This is a genomic window from Kribbella sp. NPDC005582 (assembly GCF_040605415.1).
Classification (GTDB): Bacteria; Actinomycetota; Actinomycetes; order Propionibacteriales; family Kribbellaceae; genus Kribbella.
Map to the genome: position 1 here is coordinate 125,868 of NZ_JBEXCU010000001.1, position 23,083 is coordinate 148,950.

Annotated in this window: 25 protein-coding genes; 15 read left to right on the forward strand and 10 right to left on the reverse strand. The window is 67.6% G+C overall.

The features are described 5' to 3' along the window. The first annotated feature begins 71 nt into the window (after positions 1 to 71). Complete coding sequence (locus ABZS29_RS00610) at positions 72 to 1,301, forward strand: sodium:proton exchanger (RefSeq protein ID WP_355457195.1); 1,230 nt, start codon at positions 72 to 74, stop codon at positions 1,299 to 1,301. A 123-nt stretch (positions 1,302 to 1,424) separates the two neighbouring features. Here ABZS29_RS00610 and ABZS29_RS00615 read toward each other — a convergent pair whose 3' ends face one another. The 4 genes from ABZS29_RS00615 to ABZS29_RS00630 form a co-directional block, all read right to left on the reverse strand. Continuing rightward, positions 1,425 to 1,724, reverse strand: a complete 300-nt coding sequence (locus tag ABZS29_RS00615; RefSeq protein WP_355457197.1) for a WhiB family transcriptional regulator — start codon at positions 1,722 to 1,724, stop codon at positions 1,425 to 1,427. Between the two features lie 120 nt (positions 1,725 to 1,844). After that, positions 1,845 to 2,345 (reverse strand): GNAT family N-acetyltransferase, encoded by a 501-nt coding sequence (locus ABZS29_RS00620; RefSeq protein WP_355457199.1) that lies wholly within the window; start codon positions 2,343 to 2,345, stop codon positions 1,845 to 1,847. Between the two features lies 1 nt (position 2,346). Beyond that, positions 2,347 to 3,315, reverse strand: coding sequence for a zinc-binding dehydrogenase (locus ABZS29_RS00625; RefSeq protein ID WP_355457200.1), 969 nt, complete (start codon positions 3,313 to 3,315; stop codon positions 2,347 to 2,349). Positions 3,316 to 3,876: 561 nt separating this feature from the next. Further along, positions 3,877 to 5,073 carry an NADP-dependent malic enzyme gene (locus tag ABZS29_RS00630; protein WP_355457201.1) on the reverse strand — a complete coding sequence of 399 codons (1,197 nt, stop codon included), beginning with the start codon at positions 5,071 to 5,073 and terminating at the stop codon, positions 3,877 to 3,879. A 229-nt stretch (positions 5,074 to 5,302) separates the two neighbouring features. Between ABZS29_RS00630 and ABZS29_RS00635 the strand changes: the two genes are divergently transcribed. The 8 genes from ABZS29_RS00635 to ABZS29_RS00670 all read left to right on the forward strand — a co-directional run bounded on the left by ABZS29_RS00635 (position 5,303) and on the right by ABZS29_RS00670 (position 11,792). Then, complete coding sequence (locus ABZS29_RS00635; protein ID WP_355457202.1) at positions 5,303 to 6,145, forward strand: ABC transporter substrate-binding protein; 843 nt, start codon at positions 5,303 to 5,305, stop codon at positions 6,143 to 6,145. Continuing rightward, entirely contained in the window at positions 6,142 to 6,966 is an 825-nt protein-coding gene (locus ABZS29_RS00640) for an amino acid ABC transporter permease (RefSeq protein ID WP_355457203.1), read from the forward strand. The genes ABZS29_RS00635 and ABZS29_RS00640 overlap by 4 nt, the downstream gene beginning before the upstream one ends. Before the next feature lies 1 nt (position 6,967). Beyond that, complete coding sequence (locus ABZS29_RS00645) at positions 6,968 to 7,720, forward strand: amino acid ABC transporter ATP-binding protein (RefSeq protein ID WP_355457205.1); 753 nt, start codon at positions 6,968 to 6,970, stop codon at positions 7,718 to 7,720. Between the two features lie 172 nt (positions 7,721 to 7,892). Then, positions 7,893 to 8,798, forward strand: coding sequence for an ABC transporter substrate-binding protein (locus ABZS29_RS00650; protein WP_355457207.1), 906 nt, complete (start codon positions 7,893 to 7,895; stop codon positions 8,796 to 8,798). Next, a complete protein-coding gene (locus ABZS29_RS00655) occupies positions 8,798 to 9,754 on the forward strand; it encodes an amino acid ABC transporter permease (protein ID WP_355457209.1) in 957 nt (318 codons plus the stop codon). The genes ABZS29_RS00650 and ABZS29_RS00655 overlap by 1 nt, the downstream gene beginning before the upstream one ends. After that, positions 9,754 to 10,524, forward strand: coding sequence for an amino acid ABC transporter ATP-binding protein (locus tag ABZS29_RS00660; protein WP_355457212.1), 771 nt, complete (start codon positions 9,754 to 9,756; stop codon positions 10,522 to 10,524). The genes ABZS29_RS00655 and ABZS29_RS00660 overlap by 1 nt, the downstream gene beginning before the upstream one ends. An 81-nt stretch (positions 10,525 to 10,605) precedes the next feature. Continuing rightward, positions 10,606 to 10,998, forward strand: a complete 393-nt coding sequence (locus ABZS29_RS00665) for an anti-sigma regulatory factor (RefSeq protein WP_355457213.1) — start codon at positions 10,606 to 10,608, stop codon at positions 10,996 to 10,998. Then, positions 10,995 to 11,792, forward strand: a complete 798-nt coding sequence (locus ABZS29_RS00670; protein WP_355457215.1) for an RNA polymerase sigma factor SigF — start codon at positions 10,995 to 10,997, stop codon at positions 11,790 to 11,792. The genes ABZS29_RS00665 and ABZS29_RS00670 overlap by 4 nt, the downstream gene beginning before the upstream one ends. Before the next feature lie 3 nt (positions 11,793 to 11,795). Here the strand turns inward: ABZS29_RS00670 and ABZS29_RS00675 are convergent, their stop codons facing one another. Further along, positions 11,796 to 12,206, reverse strand: coding sequence for a hypothetical protein (locus tag ABZS29_RS00675; protein ID WP_355457217.1), 411 nt, complete (start codon positions 12,204 to 12,206; stop codon positions 11,796 to 11,798). A gap of 410 nt (positions 12,207 to 12,616) precedes the next feature. Here ABZS29_RS00675 and ABZS29_RS00680 point away from each other — a divergent pair, with 410 nt between their 5' ends. Beyond that, complete coding sequence (locus tag ABZS29_RS00680) at positions 12,617 to 12,868, forward strand: WhiB family transcriptional regulator (protein ID WP_132169366.1); 252 nt, start codon at positions 12,617 to 12,619, stop codon at positions 12,866 to 12,868. Positions 12,869 to 12,926: 58 nt separating this feature from the next. Here ABZS29_RS00680 and ABZS29_RS00685 read toward each other — a convergent pair whose 3' ends face one another. Beyond that, entirely contained in the window at positions 12,927 to 14,405 is a 1,479-nt protein-coding gene (locus tag ABZS29_RS00685; protein ID WP_355457220.1) for a histidine kinase N-terminal domain-containing protein, read from the reverse strand. An 83-nt stretch (positions 14,406 to 14,488) separates the two neighbouring features. Here ABZS29_RS00685 and ABZS29_RS00690 point away from each other — a divergent pair, with 83 nt between their 5' ends. Then, the gene (locus ABZS29_RS00690) at positions 14,489 to 15,394 is read left to right on the forward strand and encodes a DUF2785 domain-containing protein (RefSeq protein WP_355457221.1); all 906 of its coding nucleotides are present in this window, start codon (positions 14,489 to 14,491) and stop codon (positions 15,392 to 15,394) included. Here ABZS29_RS00690 and ABZS29_RS00695 read toward each other — a convergent pair. Continuing rightward, a complete protein-coding gene (locus ABZS29_RS00695) occupies positions 15,353 to 16,336 on the reverse strand; it encodes a YafY family protein (protein ID WP_355457223.1) in 984 nt (327 codons plus the stop codon). The two genes, ABZS29_RS00690 and ABZS29_RS00695, sit on opposite strands and share 42 nt — an antisense overlap. Positions 16,337 to 16,388: 52 nt before the next feature. Between ABZS29_RS00695 and ABZS29_RS00700 the strand changes: the two genes are divergently transcribed. After that, positions 16,389 to 16,760, forward strand: a complete 372-nt coding sequence (locus ABZS29_RS00700) for a VOC family protein (protein ID WP_355457225.1) — start codon at positions 16,389 to 16,391, stop codon at positions 16,758 to 16,760. Here ABZS29_RS00700 and ABZS29_RS00705 read toward each other — a convergent pair. Beyond that, positions 16,750 to 17,721: an endonuclease/exonuclease/phosphatase family protein gene (locus ABZS29_RS00705; protein ID WP_355457227.1), complete on the reverse strand. Its 972-nt coding sequence runs from the start codon at positions 17,719 to 17,721 to the stop codon at positions 16,750 to 16,752. The two genes, ABZS29_RS00700 and ABZS29_RS00705, sit on opposite strands and share 11 nt — an antisense overlap. A gap of 84 nt (positions 17,722 to 17,805) precedes the next feature. Here ABZS29_RS00705 and ABZS29_RS00710 point away from each other — a divergent pair, with 84 nt between their 5' ends. The 3 genes from ABZS29_RS00710 to ABZS29_RS00720 all read left to right on the forward strand — a co-directional run bounded on the left by ABZS29_RS00710 (position 17,806) and on the right by ABZS29_RS00720 (position 20,422). Then, a complete protein-coding gene (locus ABZS29_RS00710) occupies positions 17,806 to 18,081 on the forward strand; it encodes a DUF3311 domain-containing protein (RefSeq protein ID WP_355457229.1) in 276 nt (91 codons plus the stop codon). After that, a complete protein-coding gene (gene mctP / locus ABZS29_RS00715; RefSeq protein ID WP_355457231.1) occupies positions 18,078 to 19,733 on the forward strand; it encodes a monocarboxylate uptake permease MctP in 1,656 nt (551 codons plus the stop codon). The genes ABZS29_RS00710 and mctP overlap by 4 nt, the downstream gene beginning before the upstream one ends. Positions 19,734 to 19,864: 131 nt before the next feature. Beyond that, positions 19,865 to 20,422 carry a DUF5317 domain-containing protein gene (locus ABZS29_RS00720; RefSeq protein ID WP_355457233.1) on the forward strand — a complete coding sequence of 186 codons (558 nt, stop codon included), beginning with the start codon at positions 19,865 to 19,867 and terminating at the stop codon, positions 20,420 to 20,422. Here ABZS29_RS00720 and ABZS29_RS00725 read toward each other — a convergent pair. After that, positions 20,412 to 21,692: an HD domain-containing phosphohydrolase gene (locus ABZS29_RS00725; RefSeq protein ID WP_355457234.1), complete on the reverse strand. Its 1,281-nt coding sequence runs from the start codon at positions 21,690 to 21,692 to the stop codon at positions 20,412 to 20,414. The genes ABZS29_RS00720 and ABZS29_RS00725 overlap by 11 nt on opposite strands. Continuing rightward, the gene (locus tag ABZS29_RS00730) at positions 21,689 to 23,050 is read right to left on the reverse strand and encodes an HD-GYP domain-containing protein (protein WP_355457236.1); all 1,362 of its coding nucleotides are present in this window, start codon (positions 23,048 to 23,050) and stop codon (positions 21,689 to 21,691) included. Before ABZS29_RS00730 ends, ABZS29_RS00725 begins: the two co-directional genes overlap by 4 nt. Positions 23,051 to 23,083: the final 33 nt, after the last annotated feature.

Sequence of the window (23,083 nt, forward strand, 5' to 3'; positions counted from 1 at the left end):
CCGGGCCGGAGTGAGGACGGTCTCACACTTTCGCAATTGCGAAAGTATCAAAACGGTGGCAGCCTGGAGGTATGTTCAGAGCGCTTCGCCCAGTGCTGATGCTGCTGCCGCTGGCGGTTCCCGCCGTGGCGCTGCGCCTCACCGGCACCCACCCGCCGGCCCTCGCGTCGATCCTGGTGTTCGGGATCGCCGTGGTGGCCGCGTCGTTCGTGCTGGCCTGGGCGGCCGAGGCCGCGGAGGTGGACATTTCCGGCGGCCTGGCGATCGCGTTGCTCGCGGTCATCGCCGTCCTGCCGGAGTACGCGGTTGACCTCTACTTCGCGCACACGGCAGGCAGCAACCCCGACTACGTCCAGTACGCCGCCGCCAACATGACCGGTTCCAACCGGCTGCTGCTCGGCCTCGGCTGGTCCAGCGTCGTACTGATCAGCCTGTACGTCGCCTCCCGGCGAAGCGGGCGGACGGTCAAAGAGCTCGTCCTCGAGTCGGGCTACCGCCGTGAGCTGGGCTTCCTGGCGATCGCCGGTGTGGTCGCGTTCGTGATCCCGCTGACCGGCCAGATTCACCTCCTGCTGGGCGCCGCACTGCTCGGGTTCTTCGCCTTCTACCTGTATCGCGCCGCCGTCTCCGGACACGACGAGGAGCCGGAGCTGATCGGTCCGGCGGCGAAGATCGGCGGGCTGCCGACCGTCCAGCGGCGGATCACGGTGGTCAGCATGTTTCTGGTCGCGGCCGGCATCATCCTGGCCTCCGCCGAGCCCTTCGCCGACTCGCTCGTCGAGGGCGGCCGGGCGCTCGGAATCGACCAGTTCCTGCTCGTCCAGTGGCTGGCGCCGCTGGCCTCCGAGGCGCCGGAGTTCATCATCGCGATCCTGTTCGCCTGGCGCGGCAAGGGCGCGGCGGCCCTCGGCCTGCTGATCTCGGCCAAGGTGAACCAGTGGACCCTGCTGATCGGCAGCCTGCCGATCGCCTACGGCCTCGGTGGCGGCCCGGCCGCGCTGCACCTCGACGGCCGGCAGATCGAGGAGTTCCTGCTCACCGCCACCCAGACCCTGCTCGGCATCGCGGTCCTGCTCAGCCTGCGCTTCCCCCGCTGGGCCGCGTGGACGCTGCTCGGGCTGTTCGCGATCCAGTTCGCCGTACCGGGTCAGACCGGTCGCTACATCCTGAGCGCGCTCTACCTGGTGCTGGCGATCATCGCCGTCATCCGCAACCGCCACCACGTCGCCGCCACCCTGCGAGCACGCTTCCACAAGCCGGCGGCCCCCGCGGAAGCCGAGCGCGAACTAGTCAACGCCTGACCACCCCGCCACGCCCGACCTCATCTGCTGGGTTCACCCATCAGATGGTGGGTTCTGTACCCGCATGCGGGTGGGGAACCCACAAGCTCGTGGGTCCACCCATGAGATGGGGGCGGCGGGAGGTTAGCTGGCCTGCTGCTCTTCGACGGTGACGATGCGGGTACGGCGTTCCTGCGGGCCGGGGCGGCCGCGGCGGCGACCGGAGAGGAACTTCTCGCCGGCGGCGGTACCGGTGAACTTGGTCCGGCGGGCCCATTCGCGGCACTCGTCGACTACCGGGCACGCGGTCAGGCAGATCGCCTGCGCCTTGCGCTGCTCCCACTGGCTGGCGCTCTCGTCGTACGACGGGGCCTGGCCGACGCACGCGGCACGGGTCATCCAGTTGTCGGCGGGGTCGACGATCACCGTCAAAAGCGGCCTCATGGGCACTCCTGCTCCTCATCGATCGGGCGGATCGAATCCACTAGGGGTTTCCTGGCGGTAGGAACAGCGTGCGTCACGTGCGTTGCCCCGGTGCGACGCGAATGTTTCCGGCATGAAACGTCATGTCCGGAGCAGGCGGATCTCCCACAGGTCGAAGAAGTCGTCGTGCTTGCGGGTCCCGTCCGGCGCGAAGCCGTGCCGGCGGTAGAAGCCCAGCGCCCGCTCGTTGTCCTCGAACACCCACAGGTACGCCGGATCCTTGCCGACGGCAACCTCCAGCAACCGGCGGCCGAGCCCGGTCCCCCACCAGGACGCACGGGTGTAGATCGCCTGCAGCTCCAGCGGCACCGGCGAGTCCTCGTCCCGGCCCGAGCTGCTGTTCGCGAACCCGGCCACCCGCTCCCGCACCGACTCGGCTGCCGGATCGATCGCGAGCCAGCGCGTCGACCCCGCCTCGATCGCCTGCGTCCAGCGCTCGATGCGCTGCTCCACATTGGCGGTGCGTTGAGCGAGCAGGTCGGCCGGCGCGAGGCCGGCGTACGCCTCCTGCCAGCACTGCAGGTGACACCAGGCGGCGGCTTCGGCATCCTCGACCGTTGCGAGGCGGATCTCGGGAGTCATGTCAGACAGTGAAGACGATCTTCCCGAACACGTCACCCGCATTCATCTTCGCGAAGCCCTCGCGCGCGTCCGCCAGCGGCAGCACGGTGTCGATGTGCGGCTCGATTCCGGCGTTCGCCATGAACTGCAGCAGCTCGGCCAGCTCGGTCCGGGTGCCCATCGTCGAACCCTGCACCCGAAGCTGCAGGAAGAAGATCCGGTTCAGCTCGGCCGACTTCGGCGCCTGCCCACTCGTCGCCCCCGAGATCACCACGGTCCCGCCCTGCTTCAGCGACTTCAGCGAGTGCGACCAGGTGGCCTGCCCGACCGTCTCCATCACGGCGTCGACCCGCTCCGGCAACCGCGCCCCGGACCCGAAGACCTCGTGCGCACCGATCTCCAGCGCCTTGGCCCGCTTGGCCTCGTCCCGGCTGGTCGCCCAGACCCGGATCCCGGCCGCCCGCGCCAGCGTGATCAGTGACGTCGCCACGCCACCGCCCGCACCCTGCACGAGCACGGTGTCTCCAGGCTTGAGGTCCGACTGCGTGAACAACATCCGGTACGCCGTCAGCCACGCGGTCGGCAGGCACGCAGCCTGCTCGAAGCTCATCCCAGCCGGCTTCGGGACGACGTTCCGCGCCGGCACGGACACCTTCGCGGCCAGCGTCCCGTCGTACCGCTCACTCAGCAGCGACCGCTTCGGGTCCAGCGTCTCGTCACCGCGCCACTCCGGATCGGACACAACCGCATGCACGACCACCTCGTTGCCGTCCGGGTCGACTCCGGCCGCGTCGCAGCCGAGGATCATCGGCAGGTTCGCCTCGGCCAGTCCCACGCCCTTCAGCGACCACAGGTCGTGGTGGTTGAGTGCCGACGCCTTCACGTCGACCGTCACCCACCCCTCCCGCGCCTCCGGCTCCGGCCGCTCCCCCACCTCGAGAGCGTCCACAGGGTTGTCCGGATCGAACCTGGCGGCATACGCGGCAAGCATGAAACCAGGTTAGGACGCGCAATGTGTTGGTCAGTAGGACACGCGTCTCACGAATACACCTCGACCGACCACAACATGTAGCGGTGCCGAGCGTGCGCACATCGCGGCCGGAGCCCGCGAGGCCAGTCAGGTCGTCGAGTCCACCGCTGGCCGCGGCATCGCCGTACGGGGTGTTCCCGTTGGATCCGTCGGTCGATACCTGGATCCAGCCGAGGTCGTCGTACCCGCTGGACCACCGGGTCGCGCCGCGGCGCAAACCAGGTCGCCACCGCCTCCGTCCATCCCCCACTGTGAGAGGTGAGTCGCCGGAAAGCGCTTGTCGACGACCTACTCCCACACTCGCACGGTGGCTTCGGTCGCGAGCCACGGTGGCTTCAGTGGCGGGGCACAGTGGCTTCAGTGGCCGCACCTTGAGCACCGAGCCGCGAATGTGAGGAGAATGCCGCCGGAGAACCCTTACCAGCAACATATTCCCCACACTCGGCAGCACACATCCCACACTCGCCACGGTGGCTTCGGTGGCGGGGCAACGGTGGCTTCGGTGGTGGGGTGGTTAGGGGGTTATGGGCGGGCTACGCCGTCGCGGCGGGCTGCTTCGGCGACTGCACCGGCAACGGCAGGGGCGACGCGCTCGTCGAAGGGCGAGGCGATGATGTAGTCGGGGCGCAGGTCGGCGGGACTGATCAAGGCGGCCAGCGCGTCGGCGGCGGCCAGCTTCATGCCTTCGGTGATCCGGGAGGCGTTGGAGTCGAAGGCGCCGCGGAAGATGCCGGGGAACGCGAGGACGTTGTTGATCTGGTTCGGGAAGTCCGAGCGGCCGGTCGCGACCACCGCGGCGTGCCGGTGGGCGATGTCCGGGTGCACCTCGGGGTTCGGGTTGGCGAGGGCGAAGATCATCGCGCCGGGAGCCATCCGGGCGATCGCCTCCTCGGGAACAGTCCCGCCGGAAACACCGATGAAGACATCAGCGCCGTCGAGAGCGTCCACCAACCGGCCGGACAGCCCGCCGGTGTTGGTGTCACGCGCCAGCGACAACTTGACCGGGTTCAGGTCGGCGCGGTCCTCGTGCAGGACGCCCTTGCTGTCCACCACGGCAAGATCGCCGACACCGGCCTGCAGCAGGATCCGAGCACATGCCACCCCGGCAGCCCCGGCGCCCGAGATCACCACGCGGATCTCCCCGATCGACTTCGACGTCACCCGGAGCGCGTTCCGCAACGCCGCCAGTACGACGACCGCCGTACCGTGCTGGTCGTCGTGGAAGACCGGGATGTCGAGGCGCTCCTTCAGCCGGCGCTCGATCTCGAAGCAGCGCGGTGCGGAGATGTCCTCGAGGTTGATCCCGCCGAACGACGGCGCCATCCGCGCGACCGTCTCGACGAACTCGTCCACGTCGGTGCAGTCGAGCGCGATCGGCACCGAGTCGACGCCGCCGAACTCCTTGAACAGCAGCGCCTTGCCCTCCATCACCGGCAGCGACGCGGTCGGGCCGATGTCCCCGAGTCCCAGTACGGCGGTGCCGTCGGTGACGACCGCGACGACGTTGGACCGCCACGTGTAGCGCCGGGCCAGGGACGGGTCCTCGGCGATCGCCGTACAGACGCGGGCGACGCCGGGCGTGTAGGCCTTGGACAGCTCGGCGGCGTCGGTGACGTGGATCGAGGACGTCACCTCGATCTTGCCGCCGCGATGCAGGTCGAAGACCGGATCGCCTTCATAACGATCGGAGACGGCAGCAGAAACAGGTTGGGCGACCATGACAAAGCCCCTCAGAAGAGTGTGCGTACAGAACTGAGTGCGCCCGACGTTGATGCGTCGAAACGGCGCTGTTTCCAGGGGGTCACCCGTGCGGATCGAGTAAACCACAGCGCTCACTGGTCTGCTGTGAGCGGCCCCACACAGATAACGATCGCCGCGAGGTCCGGGCCACGAACTGCCCGCTGTGCCAGGATGCGGGAATCCAGACCCCTGTCGAGGAGTAATCGCGATGAACATCGTCCGCACTCTCCGTACGCATCGCCGGACCGTGGCAGCTGCATCGGCCGCCGTCCTCGCGTTCTCACTGGCCGCCTGCGGCAGTGACTCCGGCAGCGGTGGATCCGAGGACAAGGCCAAGGCGGCCGGCATCACGCTGGTGAAGTCCGGCACGCTGACGATCTGCACGCACCTGCCGTACAAGCCGTTCCAGTACAAGGACGGCACCAAGGTCGTCGGCTTCGATGTCGATCTGCTGAACCTGCTCGCCGAGGACCTCGGCCTGAAGACCGACGTGGTCAACATCGAATGGGCCCAGGTCACCTCGGGCGCCGCCTTCAAGGCGAAGAAGTGCGATGTCGGCATGGGCGCGATGACGATCACCGACGCCCGCAAGGCCGCGATCAGCATCACCGATCCGTACATGGACGCCACCCAGGTGCTGATGGCTAAGAAGGACTCCGGCATCAAGGGCCTGGCCGACCTCAAGGGCAAGAAGCTCGGCGCCCAGGCGGACACCACCGGTAAGGACTACGCCGACAAGAACGCGGCCGCCAACGGCTACACGGTGATCCCGTTCAACGACCTGGCGCTGCAGGAGAACAACGTGAAGTCCGGCCGGGTCGCCGCCGCGATCAACGACAACGGCGTCCTCTACGACTTCGTCAAGGAGAACCCGGACATGGCCGTGGTGACCGAGTTCGACACCGGCGAGCAGTACGGTTTCGCCGCGCTGAAGGACGGCAGCGGCCCGGCGATCGTGAAGAAGTTCAACGAGTTGCTGGCCAAGGCGAAGTCCGACGGCAAGTACAACGAGATCTACAAGACCTGGTTCGGGGTTGAGCCGAAGAAGTGAGTACTACTTCTTCCGACACCGTCGTCCGTAAGGGGCTGAGCCCGCGCAAGCGGGCTCAGCGCTCCCGCCTGATCCAGTACGCCGTACTCGTCGTCGTGGTCGTGGTCGCGCTGTTCAGCGCCGACTGGGGCCAGATCGGCTCCGTGTTCTTCAAGCCGGAGTTCATCAAGTCGACGTTCTCCGACGGCGTACTGCAGGCGCTGGTCAAGACGCTCGAATACACGGCTGGTGCGTTCGTGATCGGCCTCGCCGGTGGCACGGTGCTGGCGCTGATGCGACTCAGCAGCGTCGGTCCGTACCGGTGGATCGCGACCGCCTACATCGAGTTCTTCCGTGGGCTGCCGGCGATTGTCGTCTTCATCGCGTTCAGTCTGCTGCCGCTGGCGTTCGAGGGCATGACGATCCCCTGGGACCCGTACGGCGTGGTCTGGCTCGCGCTCGGGATCGTCGCGGCGGCGTACATGGCCGAGGTGATCCGGGCCGGGATCCAGGCGGTGCCGAAGGGCCAGATCGAGGCGGCCCGCTCGCTCGGCATGCCGCCCGGGCTGGCGCTGCGCAAGATCGTCCTGCCGCAGGCCTTCCGGATCGTGCTGCCGCCGTTGACCAACGACCTGATCCTGCTGGTCAAGGACTCGTCGCTGGTCTTCATGATCGGCGTCGCCGCCGACGGCTACGAGCTGACCGGCTTCGGCCGGGACCTGGCCAACACCTACTCGAACCTGACCCCGATCGTGGTCTGTGGCTTCTGCTACCTGATCATCACCCTCCCGCTCGGCATCCTGGTCCGCCGGCTCGAGGCGCGCGCAGAGAAGAGCCGCTGAGATGGCACTTGTAGAGATCAAGAACCTGCACAAGTCGTTCGGCAGCAACCACGTCCTGCGCGGCATCGACTTCACCGTCGAGCAGGGCGAGGTCGTCTGCGTGATCGGGCCGTCCGGCTCGGGCAAGTCCACCCTGCTGCGCTGTGTGAACCTGCTCGAGGTGCCGCAGGAGGGTCAGGTGATCGTCCGCGGTGAGGACATCACCGACCCCGACTGTCACCTGGACGCCGCCCGGGCGAGTATCGGGATGGTGTTCCAGCAGTTCAACCTGTTCCCGCACCTGAGCGTGCTGACCAACTGCACGGTCGCCCAGACCACCGTCCTGAAGCGGCCGGCCGCCGAAGCGGACCGGATCGCCCGGGCCAACCTCGACCGGGTCGGCCTCAACGACAAGGTCCATGCCTTCCCGGCCCAGCTCTCCGGCGGTCAGCAGCAACGGGTCGCGATCGCGCGAGCGCTGTCGATGGACCCGGCGCTGATGCTGTTCGACGAGCCGACGTCCGCACTCGACCCCGAGCTGGTCGGCGACGTCCTGACGGTGATGCGCAAACTGGCGCTCGAGGGCATGACGATGCTCGTCGTCACGCACGAGATGGCGTTCGCCCGGGAGGTCGCGGATCGGGTCGTCTTCATGGACGGCGGCGTCATCGTCGAGCAGGGCCCGCCGGCCGAGGTGATCGGCAATCCGCAGGAGGAGCGCACCAAGCTGTTCCTGCGCCGGGTCCTCGACCCGACCCACGTCCAGGACGTCTGAGCCTGTCTTCGTCACGCTGCGTGCCCGTCCCCGGACGGGCCGCACGCGTGCGGTTCTCATCGGCTACGAATGAGTCTCCATTCGGGAGTTGCCGCTGCGTACCGGGTGTCGCTCTGTGTCAAGATGCGGACGAATGCGCCGGAACGGCCGGCGCTCGGTCTTGGAGGACTAGATGTCTGTCCTGCGGAGGACGCTCGTCCTGTCGGGTGTCCTGGTTCTGGCGGCGGCGGGTTGCGGTTCGGACTCGCTCGGATCCGGCTCGAGCCCGAGTGCACCCAGTAGTGCACCCTCGAGCGTGCCGTCCAGTGGCGGGCCGGACCTGAGCGGCGCTCTGCCGCCGAAGATCAAGTCGGCAGGAAAGATCGTCGTCGGCGTCGACGCGAGCTACCCGCCGAACGAGTCGCTCCAGGGCGGCAAGACCGTGGTCGGCATGGACGTCGACCTGTTCAACGCCGTCGCGGCCAAGTTCGGCGTCACCGTCGACTGGCAGCCGGCCGGCTTCGACACCATCATCACCGGTGTCCAGGGCGGCAAGTACGACATGGGCATCTCGTCGTTCACGATCAACGACAAGCGCAAGCAGCAGGTCAACATGGTCAGCTACTTCAGCGCCGGCACCCTGTGGGTGACCGCCAAGGGCAACCCGAAGGGCGTCAACGCCGACGACGCCTGCGGCAAGACGGTCGCAGTCCAGAAGGGCACCACGCAGCTCGAGGACGACCTGCCGAAGCGGCAGGCCAAGTGCAAGTCCGAGGGCAAGCCGGAGATCAAGCTGGTCGTTCGCGAGAAGCAGGACCAGGCGACCGCGGACCTGGTGGCCGGTAAGGCCGACGCGATGCTGGCCGACTCCCCCATCTCGCTGTACGCCGTCAAGCAGACCAACGGCGCTCTCGAGCAGCTCGGTGAGATCTACGACGCCGCGCCGTACGGGTACGTGATCCCGAAGGCCCAGACCGAGTTCGCGAACGCCGTCGTCGAGGCGCTGAAGTCGGCCGCCGCCGACGGCTCCTACAAGGCGGCGCTGGCCAAGTGGGGCAACGAGTCGGGAGCGATCACCGACTTCGCGGTCAACCCCTGATGAGTGCGGAGACCACACCAGCCGGTACGACGAGCGATCGGCCGGGCGCGATCCACGCCGTACCGGTGCGGCATCCCGGCCGGTGGGTCGCGATCGCGGTGATCGCGGTCCTGGTCGCGATGCTGGTGCACCTCCTGGTCACCAACAAGGCGTTCGACTGGAGCTTCGTCTTCCAGGCGATGAACCAGAAGCCGGTGATCAGCGGCTTCCTCAAGGGCACGCTGCTGGTCACGGTGCTGGCGATGGTGGTCGGTGTCGGCGGCGGGGTCGTGCTGGCGGTGATGCGGCTGTCGGACAACCCGATCCTGTCCGGGGTGTCCTGGGCGTTCACGTGGTTCTTCCGCAGCATCCCGCGGTACCTGCTGCTGTTCACGATGGGCACGCTCGGCGTGCTCTTCCCGACCGGTGTCTCCCTCGGCATCCCGTTCGACTGGAAGATCATCGACTGGCTGGGGATGTCGGGTGACTGGCGGTTCCTGACCCTGGACGCCAACCAGGTGTTCACCGGACTCGTTGCCGGTGTCATCGGTCTCGGACTGTCCGAGGCGGCGTACATGGCCGAGATCGCCCGGGCCGGGATCATGTCGGTCGACAAGGGCCAGGCCGAGGCCGCCGAGGCGCTCGGGATGAACAAGGGCAAGGCGATGCGCCGGGTCGTGCTGCCGCAGGCGATGCGGGTGATCGTGCCGCCGACCGGCAACGAGACGATCGCGATGCTGAAAGACACCTCGCTGCTGCTGGCGGTGCCGGTGATCGGCGAGCTGTTCTACCAGCTGCAGTCGATCGGCAGCACGTACTACAAGACGTTCCCGATCGCGGTCGCCGCGACGCTGTACTACCTGGCCGCGACCAGCGTGCTGATGGTCGGGCAGTACTTCCTCGAACGGCACTTCGGCAAGGGCTTCGGTACGACGGCGCCGCGCGCCGCTCGTCCGGCCGGGGCAGGGGGTGCGTGATGCCACTCGTCCATGCGGTCAACGTGACCAAGTCGTTCCACCACAACGAAGTACTGAAGGGCATCGACCTCGATGTCGACGCCGGCCAGGTGGTCTGCCTGCTCGGGCCGTCCGGTTCCGGGAAGACGACGTTCCTGCGCTGTATCAACCAGCTCGAGACGATCGACGGCGGCCGGATCTGGGTCGACGGCGATCTGATGGGGTACGCCGACCGCGGCGGCAAGCTGTATCGCCTGAAGGACAAGGAGATCGCAGCTCAGCGCCGTGAGATCGGCATGGTCTTCCAGCGGTTCAACCTGTTCCCGCACATGACCGCGATCGACAACGTCGCCGAGGCACCGATCCAGGTCAAGGGCGAGTCGAAGAAGGCCGCCCGCGAGCGTGCCCGGGCGCTGCTCGACCGGGTCGGACTGGGTGACCGCTGCGCGGCGTACCCGGCGCAGTTGTCCGGTGGCCAGCAGCAACGAGTCGCGATCGCCCGGGCCCTGGCCATGCAGCCGAAGCTGATGCTCTTCGACGAGCCGACCTCCGCCCTCGACCCGGAACTGGTCGGCGAGGTGCTGGCCGTGATGCGCGAGCTCGCGGCCGACGGGATGACGATGATCGTGGTCACCCACGAGATGTCGTTCGCCCGCGAGGTCGCCGACACCGTCGTCTTCATGGACGCCGGCGTCGTCGTCGAGGCCGGCTCCCCGGCCGACGTGATCGGCAACCCGCAACACCAGCGCACCAAGAGCTTCTTGTCTCGGTTGAGGTCCGAAGACTCCTGAGGGGGCCTGAGGGTTGGCGCCGTGCTTCAAATGCGGTGAGAGTGGTAGAAGTACGGCGTCAGGCCAACAAAGGGAGACGAAGTGAGCAGCACGGGGCATTCCGCCGAGGTCCGCCTGAGTATCCCGGCCGACGGTGCGTACATCGCCGTACCGCGGTCGGTGGTGGGCAACCTCGCGGCCCGCAACGACTTCACCGTCGACGCCATCGACGATCTGCGGATCGCCGTCGACGAGGCGTGTTCGCTGCTGCTGCCGCAGGCCACCGACGGCCTGCTGGAGTGCGTCTTCCAGCTGGATCCGCCGCAACTGACGGTCCGCACGAGCGCCGTCGTACCGGATGGCTGGACGCCGGACACGACGTCGTTCGGCTGGACCGTGCTGACCGCTCTGGTCGAGACCGCCGCCGTCGAGACCGTCGACGGCCGGCTCACCATCACCGTGACGGCGACCGCCACCGCCACGGAGAACGCGTGACGGACGAGAGAACCCTGGGCGGTGGCTCCCAGGAACATCCTGATCTACGCACGCGGACAGCCACCTTCTTCGCCGCGATGGCGGCGGCCGAGCCCGGGAGTCCGGAGCACAACGCGGCTCGGGACGGCCTGGTGTCGCTGCACATGCCGCTGGTCGAGCACCTGGCCCGCCGCTTCCGGAACCGCGGTGAGCCGTACGACGATCTGGTCCAGGTCGCCACGATCGGGCTGATCAAGGCGATCGACCGGTTCGACTCGGACCGCGGGGTGGAGTTCTCGACGTACGCGACCCCGACGATTCTCGGCGAGATCAAGCGGTACTTCCGGGACAAGGGCTGGGCGATCCGGGTGCCGCGGCGGCTGCAGGAGTTGCGGTTGTCGCTGACCGCGGCCACCGCCGAGCTGACCCAGGAGCTGGGCCGGGCGCCCACGGTGGCCGAGCTGTCCGTGCGTCTGAGCCTGCCGACCGACCTGGTGATCGAGGGGCTCGAGTCCGCGAACGCCTACAACACCTTGTCTCTGGACGCTCCCGATCAGAACGAGTCGGACGCGACCACCGTCCTGGACGGGCTGGGAGGCGAAGACGAGGCGCTGGAGAGCGTGGAGTACCGCGAGTCGCTCAAACCGCTCCTGGCCCAGCTGGACACGCGGGAGAAGCGAATCCTCACGCTGCGGTTCTTCCGCGGCATGACGCAGTCCCAGATCGCCGAGGAGATCGGCATCTCGCAGATGCACGTCTCCCGGCTGCTCGCCCGCACGCTGACCGAACTCCGCGCCGGTTTACTCAAGGAATAACGCCTAAAGAACCGGGTGGTCTTTTTCGGGGTTGTCCGCCAGTGCTTCGGTGGATTCTTTACGGAAAACCCCAACCAGTACGGCGATCGCTGCCACCACGAGCGCGATCGCGACGGCCTTGGTTCCGCCGCCCCAGAAGCTGTAGGCGATCAGCAACTGGATCAACTGGCTGAACACGGCCGGCCCCCGGCTCCACGTCGACGCGCGGGACAATCCGCGCGCGACGGCGCCCAGACCCACGCCGTACAGCAGGAAGAACACGGTCGTGGTCAGCCCGAGCACGAGGCGTGAGCCCTGAATCGTAAATGCTTCGGCAATTCCGAGAACGAGGAGCGCAAGCCCTTCCGCTGCGACCACCGCCGCGGCTAGCTTCAGTGGTCTCGGTACTACGGCAGCTGGGGAGTCGGTCGGCACTCCGTCAGCTTAGTGCGCGTTGTGCCGGTGTCTTGGGCGCAGAACCCCGGCCCTACAGGGATTCGAGGTTGTGCGTAACCAAAGCGTTCGCCGATCGGTTACTTGCAGTGAACGGGTGATTGCGACAGGGCGCCTCAGTCCGGTAAACGGACGCCGGGCACCGTCACGCACCGGTTCGGAGTGTTAAGGAAGTGTTGTGATCTGATCGACAACTCCAGAACCCTTGTTTCACACGCCTGAGATTGGGAACATGGAGACGTTCGTGAAAGCGTTCACAACTTGCCGCGAACAGTGAGACCTCGCAGGACGGACCCCTCCGTCGCGAGAAGTACGACGAGTACAGCACCCGCTGATCGGGCACAGACCTAACCGACAGCGTATTTCCACTACTGAGAGAGATGGGATTCGCCATGGATTGGCGCCACCGGGCCATTTGCCTCGATGAGGACCCGGAACTGTTCTTCCCCATCGGCAACACCGGGCCCGCGATCATGCAGATCGAAGAGGCCAAGCAGGTGTGCCGCCGGTGTGACGTGCGTGAGCAGTGCCTTGCGTGGGCACTGGAAGCCGGCCAGGACCACGGTGTCTGGGGCGGCCTGAGCGAGGACGAGCGACGTGCGCTGAAGCGCCGTAACGCCCGCCAGCGCATCCGCACCGCCTGAGAGAACTTCGTCGAGGCCCCGCGGGATCCGCGGGGCCTTTGCTTTTCAGGCGGTTCTTCTAATCGGGGACCGGAATGTCCAGGGTGACCTGGGTTCCGGCCTTACCGTCATGACGCGACCCGAACTCCAGCGTCCCGTCCAGCTCCCCGATCACCAGGGTGCGGACGATCGAGAGCCCCAGGTTCCCGGACAGCTCGGAGTCGAAGTTCGCCGGCAGGCCCTGACCGTCGTCGATCACGTCGACCCGGAGCCGGCCGACCGAGCGTTCGGCCAGCAGCTCAATGGTTCCGGACGCCGCTTCGTCGTCGCGGACCCCGAAGGCGTGCTCCACCGAGTTCTGCATCAGCTCCGTCAGCACCATCGCCAGCGGAGTCGCCTCGTCCGAGTCCAGGATGCCGAAACTCCCGGTCCGCCGGATCTGTACGGCGGTCGCGACGGTCGACACATCGGCCACCATCGCCGCGACCCGGTCGGCCACATCGTCGAAGTCCACGTGCTCGTCGAACGACTCCGACAGCGTCTCGTGGACGATCGCGATCGAGCCCACCCGCCGGACCGCTTCGGCCAGTGCCTCCTGCGCTTCCGGCACGGTGATCCGCCGGCCCTGCATCCGCAGTAACGCGGCGACGGTCTGCAAGTTGTTCTTGACGCGATGATGAATCTCCCGGATGGTCGCCTCTTTGGTGACCAGTTCCCGTTCCCGGCTGCGCAGCTCCGTCACGTCCCGGAGCAGGATGAGAGCACCAACATGCTGACCGTCGGCCCGCAACGGGATCGCGCGCAGGAACAGCGTCGCGTCGGCGTTCTCGATCTCGATCTCCTGCGCCGCGCGTCCGGTCAGCACGGTCGCCAGGACGTCGTCGACCTTCGTCCCGGCGTGCAGCAGCTCGGCCGTGACCTCCTTCAGCCGGCTGCCGACCAGGTCGGTGACCAGACCCATCCGCCGGTACGCCGACAACGCGTTCGGGCTCGCGAACGTCACCATGGCGTGCCGATCGACCCGGATACACCCGTCCCCGACGCGGGGCGACGTGGACAGCAGCCGCTCCCCGCCGTACGGGAAGATGCCGTCGGTGATCATCCGGGCCAGGTCGGTGGCGCTTTGCAGGTAGGCGATCTCGAGCCGGGACGGGGTCCGGACGCCGAGCAGGTTCGTGTTCCGGGCGATCACCGCGATCACCCGGGAGCCACGCCGGACGGGGATGGTCTCGACCCGCACCGGTACGTCGTCGCGCCACTCCGGGTCGCCTTCGCGGCAGATCCGGCCGCCGTCGTACGCCTGGTCGAGCAGGTGCCGACGGCCGCGCGGGATGAAGCTGCCGACGATGTCGTCCAGGTACGCCGTCGGTCCGGTGGTCGGCCGCATCTGGGCGCCGGCCCAGAAGCCGAGGCCCTCGGTGTCGGGCAGCCAGAGGACCAGATCGGCGAACGACAGGTCCGCCAGCATCTGCCAGTCCGAGACGAGCAGCTGCAGGCGATCCAGGTCGGCCTGGTCGAGGGTCGTGTGGTTTCTGGCCACGTCGCTCAAAGACGGCACAGCCCTGATAGTACTGACGTCGTACCGCTCGACATTTGGGTACGGACAGGTGTTTGATCTCAGACGGAAGGAAGGACGTTTTGGTGGAGTCGACGTACTGGCGGGACGTGATGGCCGCGGACTACGCGGTACCCCACGATCGTGCGCTGACCGACCTCACCGAAGAGCTCGTCCGCGGGCTGGCGTCGACGAACCCGCACGTCCGGGACGCACTGGCCTATCCCACTTTGGCGACCTGGCTCGAGCGCGGTGTGTACGACGACCTGCTGCCGGGCTTCGGTGACGGCCTCTGCGCCGGTCTGTCCTACGGGCTGGGCGAGGACGGGACCGACAGCGTCTTCCGGCGCTCCTTCACCGCACTGACGCTGGCTGAGGTCATCCACCGCGACAACGCCGAGTTCCTCGTCCACGACGAGGTGGTGATGCGCTGGGGCGACCGGCTGGCCACCTGGCTGCTCCGCGAGCGCGACCTGCGCGGCTACGTGCCGGACTGCGGCTGGGCCCATGCAGTTGCCCACGGCGCCGACGCGATCGGCGCGCTGGCCCGGTCCCGGCACTGCGACGTCGGAGTGCTCCGCGCACTGCTCGACGTACTGGCGGACCGGATCGTCAAGGACACCCCGTACCGCTGGGTGCACGAGGAGCACGACCGCGTGGCGCATGCGGTCATGACGATCCTGCACCGCAACATGCTCACCAGCGACGAGCTGGAGCGCTGGCTGAAGCCGATCGCGACGACTGCGGCCCAGCAGCCCCTGATGCACGAGACACTGCCCGAGTGGCCGACTCCCCCGGTCTTCAACGCCCGCGGCGTGCTCCACGTGCTGCTGAGCCAGCTGGCGATCGGCGTCAAGGGCTTCCCGATCCCCGGTGACGACGAACTGTTCGGACGGCCGATCGAAGCTCGTGCCGACTTGCTGCTGATGCTCACTGAGGCAGTGCAGGGCTCACAGCCCTACATCTACCGGCCCGCCAGCAATCCGTCGTAGCCGCTCGGCCAATTGACGCACGTGCTCATGTAGCTCGTCGGGTGCTTCGATCACGAACGGCAGGTCGAGCCCGGCGAGCAGAGCAGGCACCCAATCGAGCCGCTCGGCTCTGAGCTCGACCCGTACTTCGTTCTTCAGCGGAGTGAGCACGGCCAGACCAGGTGGCAGCCGCCGCTGCAGCACCTCCACCGTCGCCTGCACGCGGACGGAGACGTGGTGAGCCCATGGAGTGGTCGCGAGCGCATGCAGGACCGCACCAGCCGGGTCGCCATCCCGCGCCTCTGGCCCTCGTCCGGCTTCCGCCCCTTGTTCGGCAGGTGCAGGCTTGCCTCCCCTCCCGGAGGCTGTGGCCTTCGGCAACGATGCCTTAGCTATCCGGTCCAGGCGGAAGGTGCGGTCGGCGGTGGCGACGTACCAGCGGTCGCCGTGACCGACCACGCCGTACGGCTTGATCCTCCGGCTGGTGGTCTGCCCCAGGCGATCTGTGTACGTGATGTCGACGGATAGCTGGTCGCGGGCGGCTTGGGCGATGGTGAGGAGTACGCCGGTGTCAGCGGGAGCGGGACGCTGGGGCGTGGTGAACGAGGCGGTCTCGAGGAACGCACCGAGGCGGTCGGCCAGTTGCGCGGGGAGTACCCGGCGGAGCTTGGACAACGCGTTGTCGGCGGCAAGGGAATCAGGGCCGGCGTGCAGCCCGATAGCCACGGCGACGGCCTCGTCGTCGGTGAGCATCAGCGGCGGCATCCGGAACCCCGGCGCGAGGCGATAACCGCCGTACCGGCCCCGGACCGAGCGGACGGGGATGTCGAGCTCGGCCAGGTGCTCGGCGTATCGCCGGACGGTGCGCTCGTCGACGCCAAGCCGCTCGGCAAGGTCTCCTACGCGCCGAGTGCCGCCCGCTTGGAGCAGTTCGAGCAGCGCGAGAACCCGTGCTGTGGACATTCACCAAGAATACCGGGCGGAACCTGCCCGGTATTGGCTCTACGGTCGGAGTATGACCACAACGTTTGCTTCGATCCGCATCGTCACCGAGAACGTCGACCGCCTGGTCGCCTTCTACGAACTCGTCACCGGCCTGACCGCGACGCGCCCGGCACCGGTCTTCGCCGAGCTCCGCACCACCGCGGGAACCCTCGCAATCTCCAGCAACCAACTAACCAACCAGTTGTACGGCGCAGACGTCGTCCGACCGGCGGCCAACCACTCGACATTCCTGGAGTTCCAGGTCCCCGACGTCGACGCCGAATTCGCCCGGCTGTCCGAGCTGGAGTTCGTTCAGAAGCCGACCACGATGCCGTGGGGCAACAGGTCCGCGCTCCTCCGCGACCCCGACGGCAACCTCGTCAACCTGTTCGCTACTCCTTAGGGACCGCGACGGTCGCGATCACGGCCAGATGGTCAGTGCCCTCGACCTTGTAGGTATCGAAGCGGAGCGGACGGATCGTCCGAGTTGCCAGCACATGATCGATCTGGGTCCGAGCGATCGCCGGCTGGTCCGACGGCCAGGTGCCCTTCAGCCCGCCGCCCACCGACGGCCCGACACTGTGACAGTTCGATGCAAGCGCCCAGCGGAAGTCCGCGTGATCCAACGTCGCATTGAAGTCACCGGCCACGATCGTCGGCGGGTCCTGGGCACACCACCGCCGCAGCTGCGTCAGGTCCTGCTTCCACGGCGGTACGTCGTCCGGAAGCGGCGGGAAGCCGTGATAGGCCACCAGCCGCAGGGAGCCCAAGTTGCCGCCGGTGACCATCAGATTGCCGAAGCGGGTCGGCAGGTCGGCCTTGACCTGCACTGCGCCCAGAGTGCCGGCTACGAGCACGCTAGTCGCGCTTTCGACGGCTTTCGCGGGCTGTTCGGTATAACCGGCGTACGGGAGGTCCTGGAGCTGTGCGCGGATCTCCTCGCGCACATCGACCTGTGCCTCCGGCAACGAGACCAGGTCCGGTTTGTGCTTCCGGATGAGCTCCGCGACCGCACCGGCGTTGGCGCCGCCGCCCAGCACATTGGCGACCATGATGGTCAGCACCCGAGTGTCAGCCGCCGGAGGCTTGGGATCACTCATCAGCCGGGGCAGGGTCAGCCCAGCGCCGATCAGAGCCAGTACGGCGACCAGTCCGGCCGCTATCCGCCAGCCCTTGCGGAGGAGCATCAGCAGCGCCAGTCCGAACACCAGGACGAGCCCCTGCGGACGGAACGCGACCAGCTGGGTGAAGGGCGTGACCTCGTCCAGCCCGTAGAGCTCCGGATAGAGCGGGAGGGCAACGATCACCACGAAGAGCACGGACAACACGACCCGGCGTACCAGCCATGCCTTTTCGTTATCCATGCAGCACCTTGAAGGTCTAGTCGCTTGTCCGGACGAAACGGTAGCGTGCTCGGTTGCGCCTGCACTGTCCCGAGGAGGTTCGCAGTGTCCCGATTGTCCGCGGTCAAACCCGCGTACTGGATTGCCGGCGTCCTGCTGGCGGCCACAGTCATCGCACCACTGATCGTCTCGACCTACGCCAAGGCCGAGCCCCGGCTGTGGGGCTTCCCGTTCTTCTACTGGTACCAGCTGCTCTGGGTCGTGCTGTCGGTCTTCACCGTCGGTATCGCGTACAAGCTGGTGATGGGCGAGGAACGTAAGCGACGAGCTGCCCAGGGTCTCGGTGACCCGGACAAGCCGGCGAAGGGAGCCGAAGGGTGAACCACTCAGTCGACTGGGTGCAGTTGATCGTCGTCGTCGTGATCTTCGTCGCCGTCACGGTGATGGGCTTCATGGCGTCCCGCTGGCGGGCCACCGGCTCGATGGACAACCTCGACGAGTGGGGTCTGGGCGGTCGGGGCTTCGGCACCTTCATCACCTGGTTCCTGCTCGGCGGCGACCTCTACACGGCGTACACGTTCATCGCGGTACCGGCCGCGATGTACGCCACCGGCGCCGTCACCGGCTTCTTCGCGGTGCCGTACACGATCGTGGTCTACCCACTGATCTTCGTCTTCATGGCGCGGCTCTGGTCGGTCTCGCACCGGCACGGCTACGTGACGCCGGCCGACTTCGTCCGCGGTCGCTACGGCAGCCGCTGGCTGTCGCTGGCGGTCGCCCTGACCGGCATCCTCGCCACGATGCCGTACATCGCGCTGCAGCTGGTCGGCATGCAGGCCGTCTTCGAGACGATGGGTCTCGGCGGCGACAACCTGCTGGCCAAGGACCTGCCGCTGCTGATCGCGTTCGCCGTACTCGCGGCGTACACGTACTCCTCGGGGCTGCGCGCGCCGGCGATGATCGCGTTCGTCAAGGACGGCCTGATCTACCTGGTGATCGGCGTCGCGGTCATCTACCTGCCGCACGCACTCGGCGGCTGGGACGCGATCTTCGGCGCCGCTCAGGAGAAGCTGGCCAAGCCCAACCCGGCCACCGGCAAACCCGCCGGCTCCTTCATCCCGGGCGCGACCGGGCATTCGGCGTACTGGACGCTGGCGCTGGGTTCGGCGCTGGCGCTGTTCATGTACCCGCACTCGGTGACCGCGGTGCTGTCCACGAAGAGCCGGAACGTCGTACGGCGGAACGCGGCGATCCTGCCGGCGTACTCGCTGCTCCTCGGTCTGCTGGCCCTGCTCGGCTTCATGGCGATCAAGGCGAACGTCAACATCAAGGGTCTCGACGGGCTGCCGAACCCGCAGCTGGCGATCCCGCGGCTGTTCGACCAGGAGTTCCCCTCCTGGTTCGCGGGCATCGCGTTCGCGGCGATCGCGGTCGGTGCGCTGGTGCCGGCGGCGATCATGTCGATCGCGGCCGCGAACCTGTTCACCCGCAACATCTACAAGGAGTTCCTGAAGAAGGACGCGACCCCGGGCCAGGAGGCCAAGGTCTCCAAGCTGGCCTCGCTGCTGGTGAAGTTCGGGGCGCTGGTCTTCGTGCTGGGGATGGACAAGACGATCTCGCTCAACCTGCAACTGCTGGGCGGCATCTGGATCCTGCAGACGTTCCCGGCGATCGTGGTCGGCCTGTTCACCCGCTGGTTCCACAAGTGGGCGCTGCTGGCCGGCTGGGCGGTCGCGATGGTCTACGGCACCATCGAGGCCTACAACGTGGTCAACCCGGCGACCAAGAAGCACTTCGGCGGATCGGTCACGAACATCCCGTTCACCGACACCCAGGCCTACATCGGCCTGATCGCCTTCAGCCTCAACCTGGTGATCGTGATCGTGCTGACGCTGATCTTCCGCGCCCTCAAGGTCGCGGCCGGCGACGACGTCACCCACCCGTCGGACTACACCGCGGACCGCGGCGACCCCGGCGTGCACGACCTGCCCGAACTGCTCGACGAGGGCGGCGCGGCAGCAGCGAAGTCCTAGCTGGTTTCGGCGGCGGTCCCTTCGGGGGCCGCCGCCTTTCTTTGTTCTGACGTTACAGTTTGCCACCGTATTGACACGCTGCGCGGTCAGCTTGCCCGAATTCGGGCCACCAGAGCGGCAGAATCGCGAGGGTGTTGCTGGTCCTCCTCGTCATGGCGCTCGCCGCCCTCGCGGCGCTCGCCACCGGCGGCCGCCTCGGCCGCCTCGCCGACCAGCCCCTGTCCGGCCTGCACTGGCTCGCCGCGGCCGCCATCGGCCAGCTCCTCGGCTCGCTGTTCGGCGGTACGGCGTACCCGGTCGGCCTGATCGGCTCCGCGGTCTGCATCGCCGTCTTCCTCCGCGAGAACCTCCGCCGCCCCGGCGTCGCCCTGCTCGCCCTCGGCTTCTTCTCCAACGCCGCCGTCGTCGCCCTGAACGGCGCCATGCCCGTCTCAGCGGCCGCCCTGGCCCGCGCCGGCCTCTCCCCGGCTCTGGTCGACGACCCGCGCCACGAACTCATCACAGCGGCCGCCACGTGGCCGTGGCTGGGCGACGTCGTACCGGTCGCCCTGCCCGGCCTCGGTCAAGCCGTCAGCCCCGGCGACGTCCTGATCGCCGCCGGCGCCGGCCTGCTCCTGTACGTCGGCATCGGCGGCTCCGGCCGCATCCCCGCCGACTCAGCACCGTCCTGGGACGACCTCAGAACCTGAAGCCGCGCCCGATCACCCGCCGCAGCGAATCCACCACCACCGGGTCGTACTCCGCCCCGATCCCCAACCCGATCGACTCCATCGCCTTGCCCGGCGACTGCCCGCCGCTCTCCCCCACCAACTGCTCATAAGCCAGCGCCACATTCACGATCCCGCTCTCCACCGGAATCTCGGCATTGTTCGCCCGCCCCTGCCGATAAGGATCGTTGGAGTGCCGCACAATCTCCGCCACATGATCCAGCACCCCCGACCGCTCGATCACGGAAGCCCCGATCTCCGCCGCTCGCTGCCGCTCCTCCCGCGTCCGCAGCAGCGACGCCCCACCCGGCGAAGGATCCGCCAGCGCCAACTGCCCCACGCCCGACAACAGAGCGGCGTACTCCAAAGCTTCCATCCGCCCCGGCGTCAGCCCCAAGTCATAGCCCATGGCAACAGCCAGCTGCGCCGTCCTGGCGTTCTGCCCCGGACTGCTGAACCCCGCAATCTCCGTACTGCGTGCCATCGACCGAACCGTCGCCCGATAAGTCCGCTGCGCCGAAGCGAACCGCCGGAACGCGAACTGCGTCAGCAGCAACGGCACCACCACCAACGGAACCGCCCACAACCCGATCAACGACGTACCAGCGGCCAGCATCACACCGCTCAGCCCCATCGCCATGCCGATCCGCCCCATGACGCCGAGCTCGTCGCGCAGCGCCGCGGGGAAGGGGATGTTGAGCCGCTCGGTCGCCTGACCCGCGCCCACCAAGGCGTCAACGAAACCTGCTGCCAGTACGCCGAGAACCATGGCTCCGATCAACGGAATCCCGTGGCGCCAGGAGCTGTCCCAGTCCAGATCGCTCGGCGTCACCGCCGTGAACACCGCAGCCGCGCACCAGACCGAGATGACGCGTCGATTCGAGACCACCAGGTCCCACCGGAGGCCGGCGATCGCCAGCGGCGCGATACCGGCCAGCGTGGCCAGCCAGGTGACGGCGATGATCTGAGCCATCTCCGGCGGTTCCGCCAGCGACGGCCCACGCAGCATCGCGTACGCGAGGGCGGCGCTGGTGGCGATCGGCGCCCGGTTCTTGCTGCGGTCGACCCGGAACTGCACCATCTCGCCGATCGCGATCAGCAATCCGAAGACGACCGCAAAAGCCCACTCCGTGACACCGTGCCGCACAGTGATCAGCAGCCCGGCCACGCCGATGACCGATCCGGCGCAGAGGATCACAGCACCACTGCCGAGCTTCCGGGGGTCGAAGCTCTCGTCGGTGACCAAGCTCATGCGGGACCCGCCGCCGAGCCGGACGCGCCGCCGCCGCTGTCCAGGCTGAGATCGTCGTGGTCCACGCCCGCCTCGACCGTCTCGTCGGGAGCCGGCTGCTCCTTGCGCGCTGCCGTCCACCCCTGCGTGCGGATCACCGTCAGGAACGCGTCGACGAGCTGCGGGTCGAAATGGGTCGTCCGATCCTTGTCGAGAATCGCCAACGTCTCCTCGACGCTGCGCGCCGGCCGGTACGAGCGGGTCGACGTCAACGCGTCGAAGGCGTCCACGATCCCGATGATCCGGGCGAAGTACGGAATGTTCGTCCCGCTGAGCCCGGCCGGGTATCCCGTCCCGTCGTACTTTTCATGATGGTGAAGAACTGCCGACTTCACTTCCTCCAGAAAAGGAATGTTCCCGATCAGTTCGACGCCCCGGGCCGGATGCAGCCGTACGGCGTCCATCTCGGAATCGTCCAGCCGTCCCGGTTTACGAATGATGCTCGTCGGTACGCCGACCTTGCCGACGTCATGCAGCAGACCCGCGTGCTCCAGTGCCTGCTGCCGGTCCTCCGGCAGCTTGAGGAACCGGCCCACCATGCCGACGCCCTGGCTGACCCGCTCGGAATGGCCGCGAGTGTAGAGATCCTTGGTCTCGATCACCTGGATGAAGGCCCGCATCGCGGCCTCCTGCGCCCGCCGCTCCGCCTCGTCCTGAGTCAGCGCCCAGCGAGCCACGATCAGCGGCACCATGACCAGCAGACCCGCAACGACACGTAGCCCGCCGATCCAGGCCATCGCCATCAGCACACCGAGGAAGCTGTAGCCGAGCATCGGTAAGGCTGTGGATCCGACGACGTCGCGGAAGAAGAACACCACAACCTTGGCGCCACGCTCCAGACCCAGCACAGCGGCCATCATGAGGGCGTTGGCGCCTTGGTGCAGCACGCCGGCCACAACCACGGCCAGGATGGCTTTGGGCGCATGCTCGAGCGCGGCGTCTCCGGTCGGCCCGTCCAGCAACGTGTACCCCAGAGCGCCGGCCGCGGCAGTCAGGATCCATTGCGAGCTGTTGTAGAAACGCTTCATCGGCGGGACACTGCGAGGCTGCGCCAGCGATGCCACGCCGGCCACGACGATGGCGGTCGCGGGCCCACAGATCACGTAGACCGACATGATGACGATGGTCGCCATGCTGGCGCCACGTGCAGGGCCGTGCGGAAACCTCAGAGTGCTTGCGACGAGAGCCACAACGCAAAGCTGCGCGGCAGCTGCTACGTCGTCGACCTTGCGGATCGCGATCAGCCAGACTGCGAGCGCGATGACCGAAGCTGCTGTCACCAGAAGGCGGAGCGCCGAGCGGTGCAACTTCGTCGTCATCACGCGCCTTCAGATTAAGTGTCACCACTCCCA

Coding starts and splice junctions, on each gene's coding strand:
- ABZS29_RS00610 (WP_355457195.1), top strand. CDS start 72: ATGTTCAGAGCGCTTCGCCCAGTGCTGATGCTGCTGCCGCTGGCGGTT.
- ABZS29_RS00615 (WP_355457197.1), bottom strand. CDS start 1,724: ATGAGGCCGCTTTTGACGGTGATCGTCGACCCCGCCGACAACTGGATG.
- ABZS29_RS00620 (WP_355457199.1), bottom strand. CDS start 2,345: ATGACTCCCGAGATCCGCCTCGCAACGGTCGAGGATGCCGAAGCCGCC.
- ABZS29_RS00625 (WP_355457200.1), bottom strand. CDS start 3,315: ATGCTTGCCGCGTATGCCGCCAGGTTCGATCCGGACAACCCTGTGGAC.
- ABZS29_RS00630 (WP_355457201.1), bottom strand. CDS start 5,073: ATGGTCGCCCAACCTGTTTCTGCTGCCGTCTCCGATCGTTATGAAGGC.
- ABZS29_RS00635 (WP_355457202.1), top strand. CDS start 5,303: ATGAACATCGTCCGCACTCTCCGTACGCATCGCCGGACCGTGGCAGCT.
- ABZS29_RS00645 (WP_355457205.1), top strand. CDS start 6,968: ATGGCACTTGTAGAGATCAAGAACCTGCACAAGTCGTTCGGCAGCAAC.
- ABZS29_RS00650 (WP_355457207.1), top strand. CDS start 7,893: ATGTCTGTCCTGCGGAGGACGCTCGTCCTGTCGGGTGTCCTGGTTCTG.
- ABZS29_RS00655 (WP_355457209.1), top strand. CDS start 8,798: ATGAGTGCGGAGACCACACCAGCCGGTACGACGAGCGATCGGCCGGGC.
- ABZS29_RS00660 (WP_355457212.1), top strand. CDS start 9,754: ATGCCACTCGTCCATGCGGTCAACGTGACCAAGTCGTTCCACCACAAC.
- ABZS29_RS00680 (WP_132169366.1), top strand. CDS start 12,617: ATGGATTGGCGCCACCGGGCCATTTGCCTCGATGAGGACCCGGAACTG.
- ABZS29_RS00695 (WP_355457223.1), bottom strand. CDS start 16,336: ATGTCCACAGCACGGGTTCTCGCGCTGCTCGAACTGCTCCAAGCGGGC.
- ABZS29_RS00700 (WP_355457225.1), top strand. CDS start 16,389: ATGACCACAACGTTTGCTTCGATCCGCATCGTCACCGAGAACGTCGAC.
- ABZS29_RS00705 (WP_355457227.1), bottom strand. CDS start 17,721: ATGGATAACGAAAAGGCATGGCTGGTACGCCGGGTCGTGTTGTCCGTG.
- ABZS29_RS00725 (WP_355457234.1), bottom strand. CDS start 21,692: ATGAGCTTGGTCACCGACGAGAGCTTCGACCCCCGGAAGCTCGGCAGT.
- ABZS29_RS00730 (WP_355457236.1), bottom strand. CDS start 23,050: ATGACGACGAAGTTGCACCGCTCGGCGCTCCGCCTTCTGGTGACAGCA.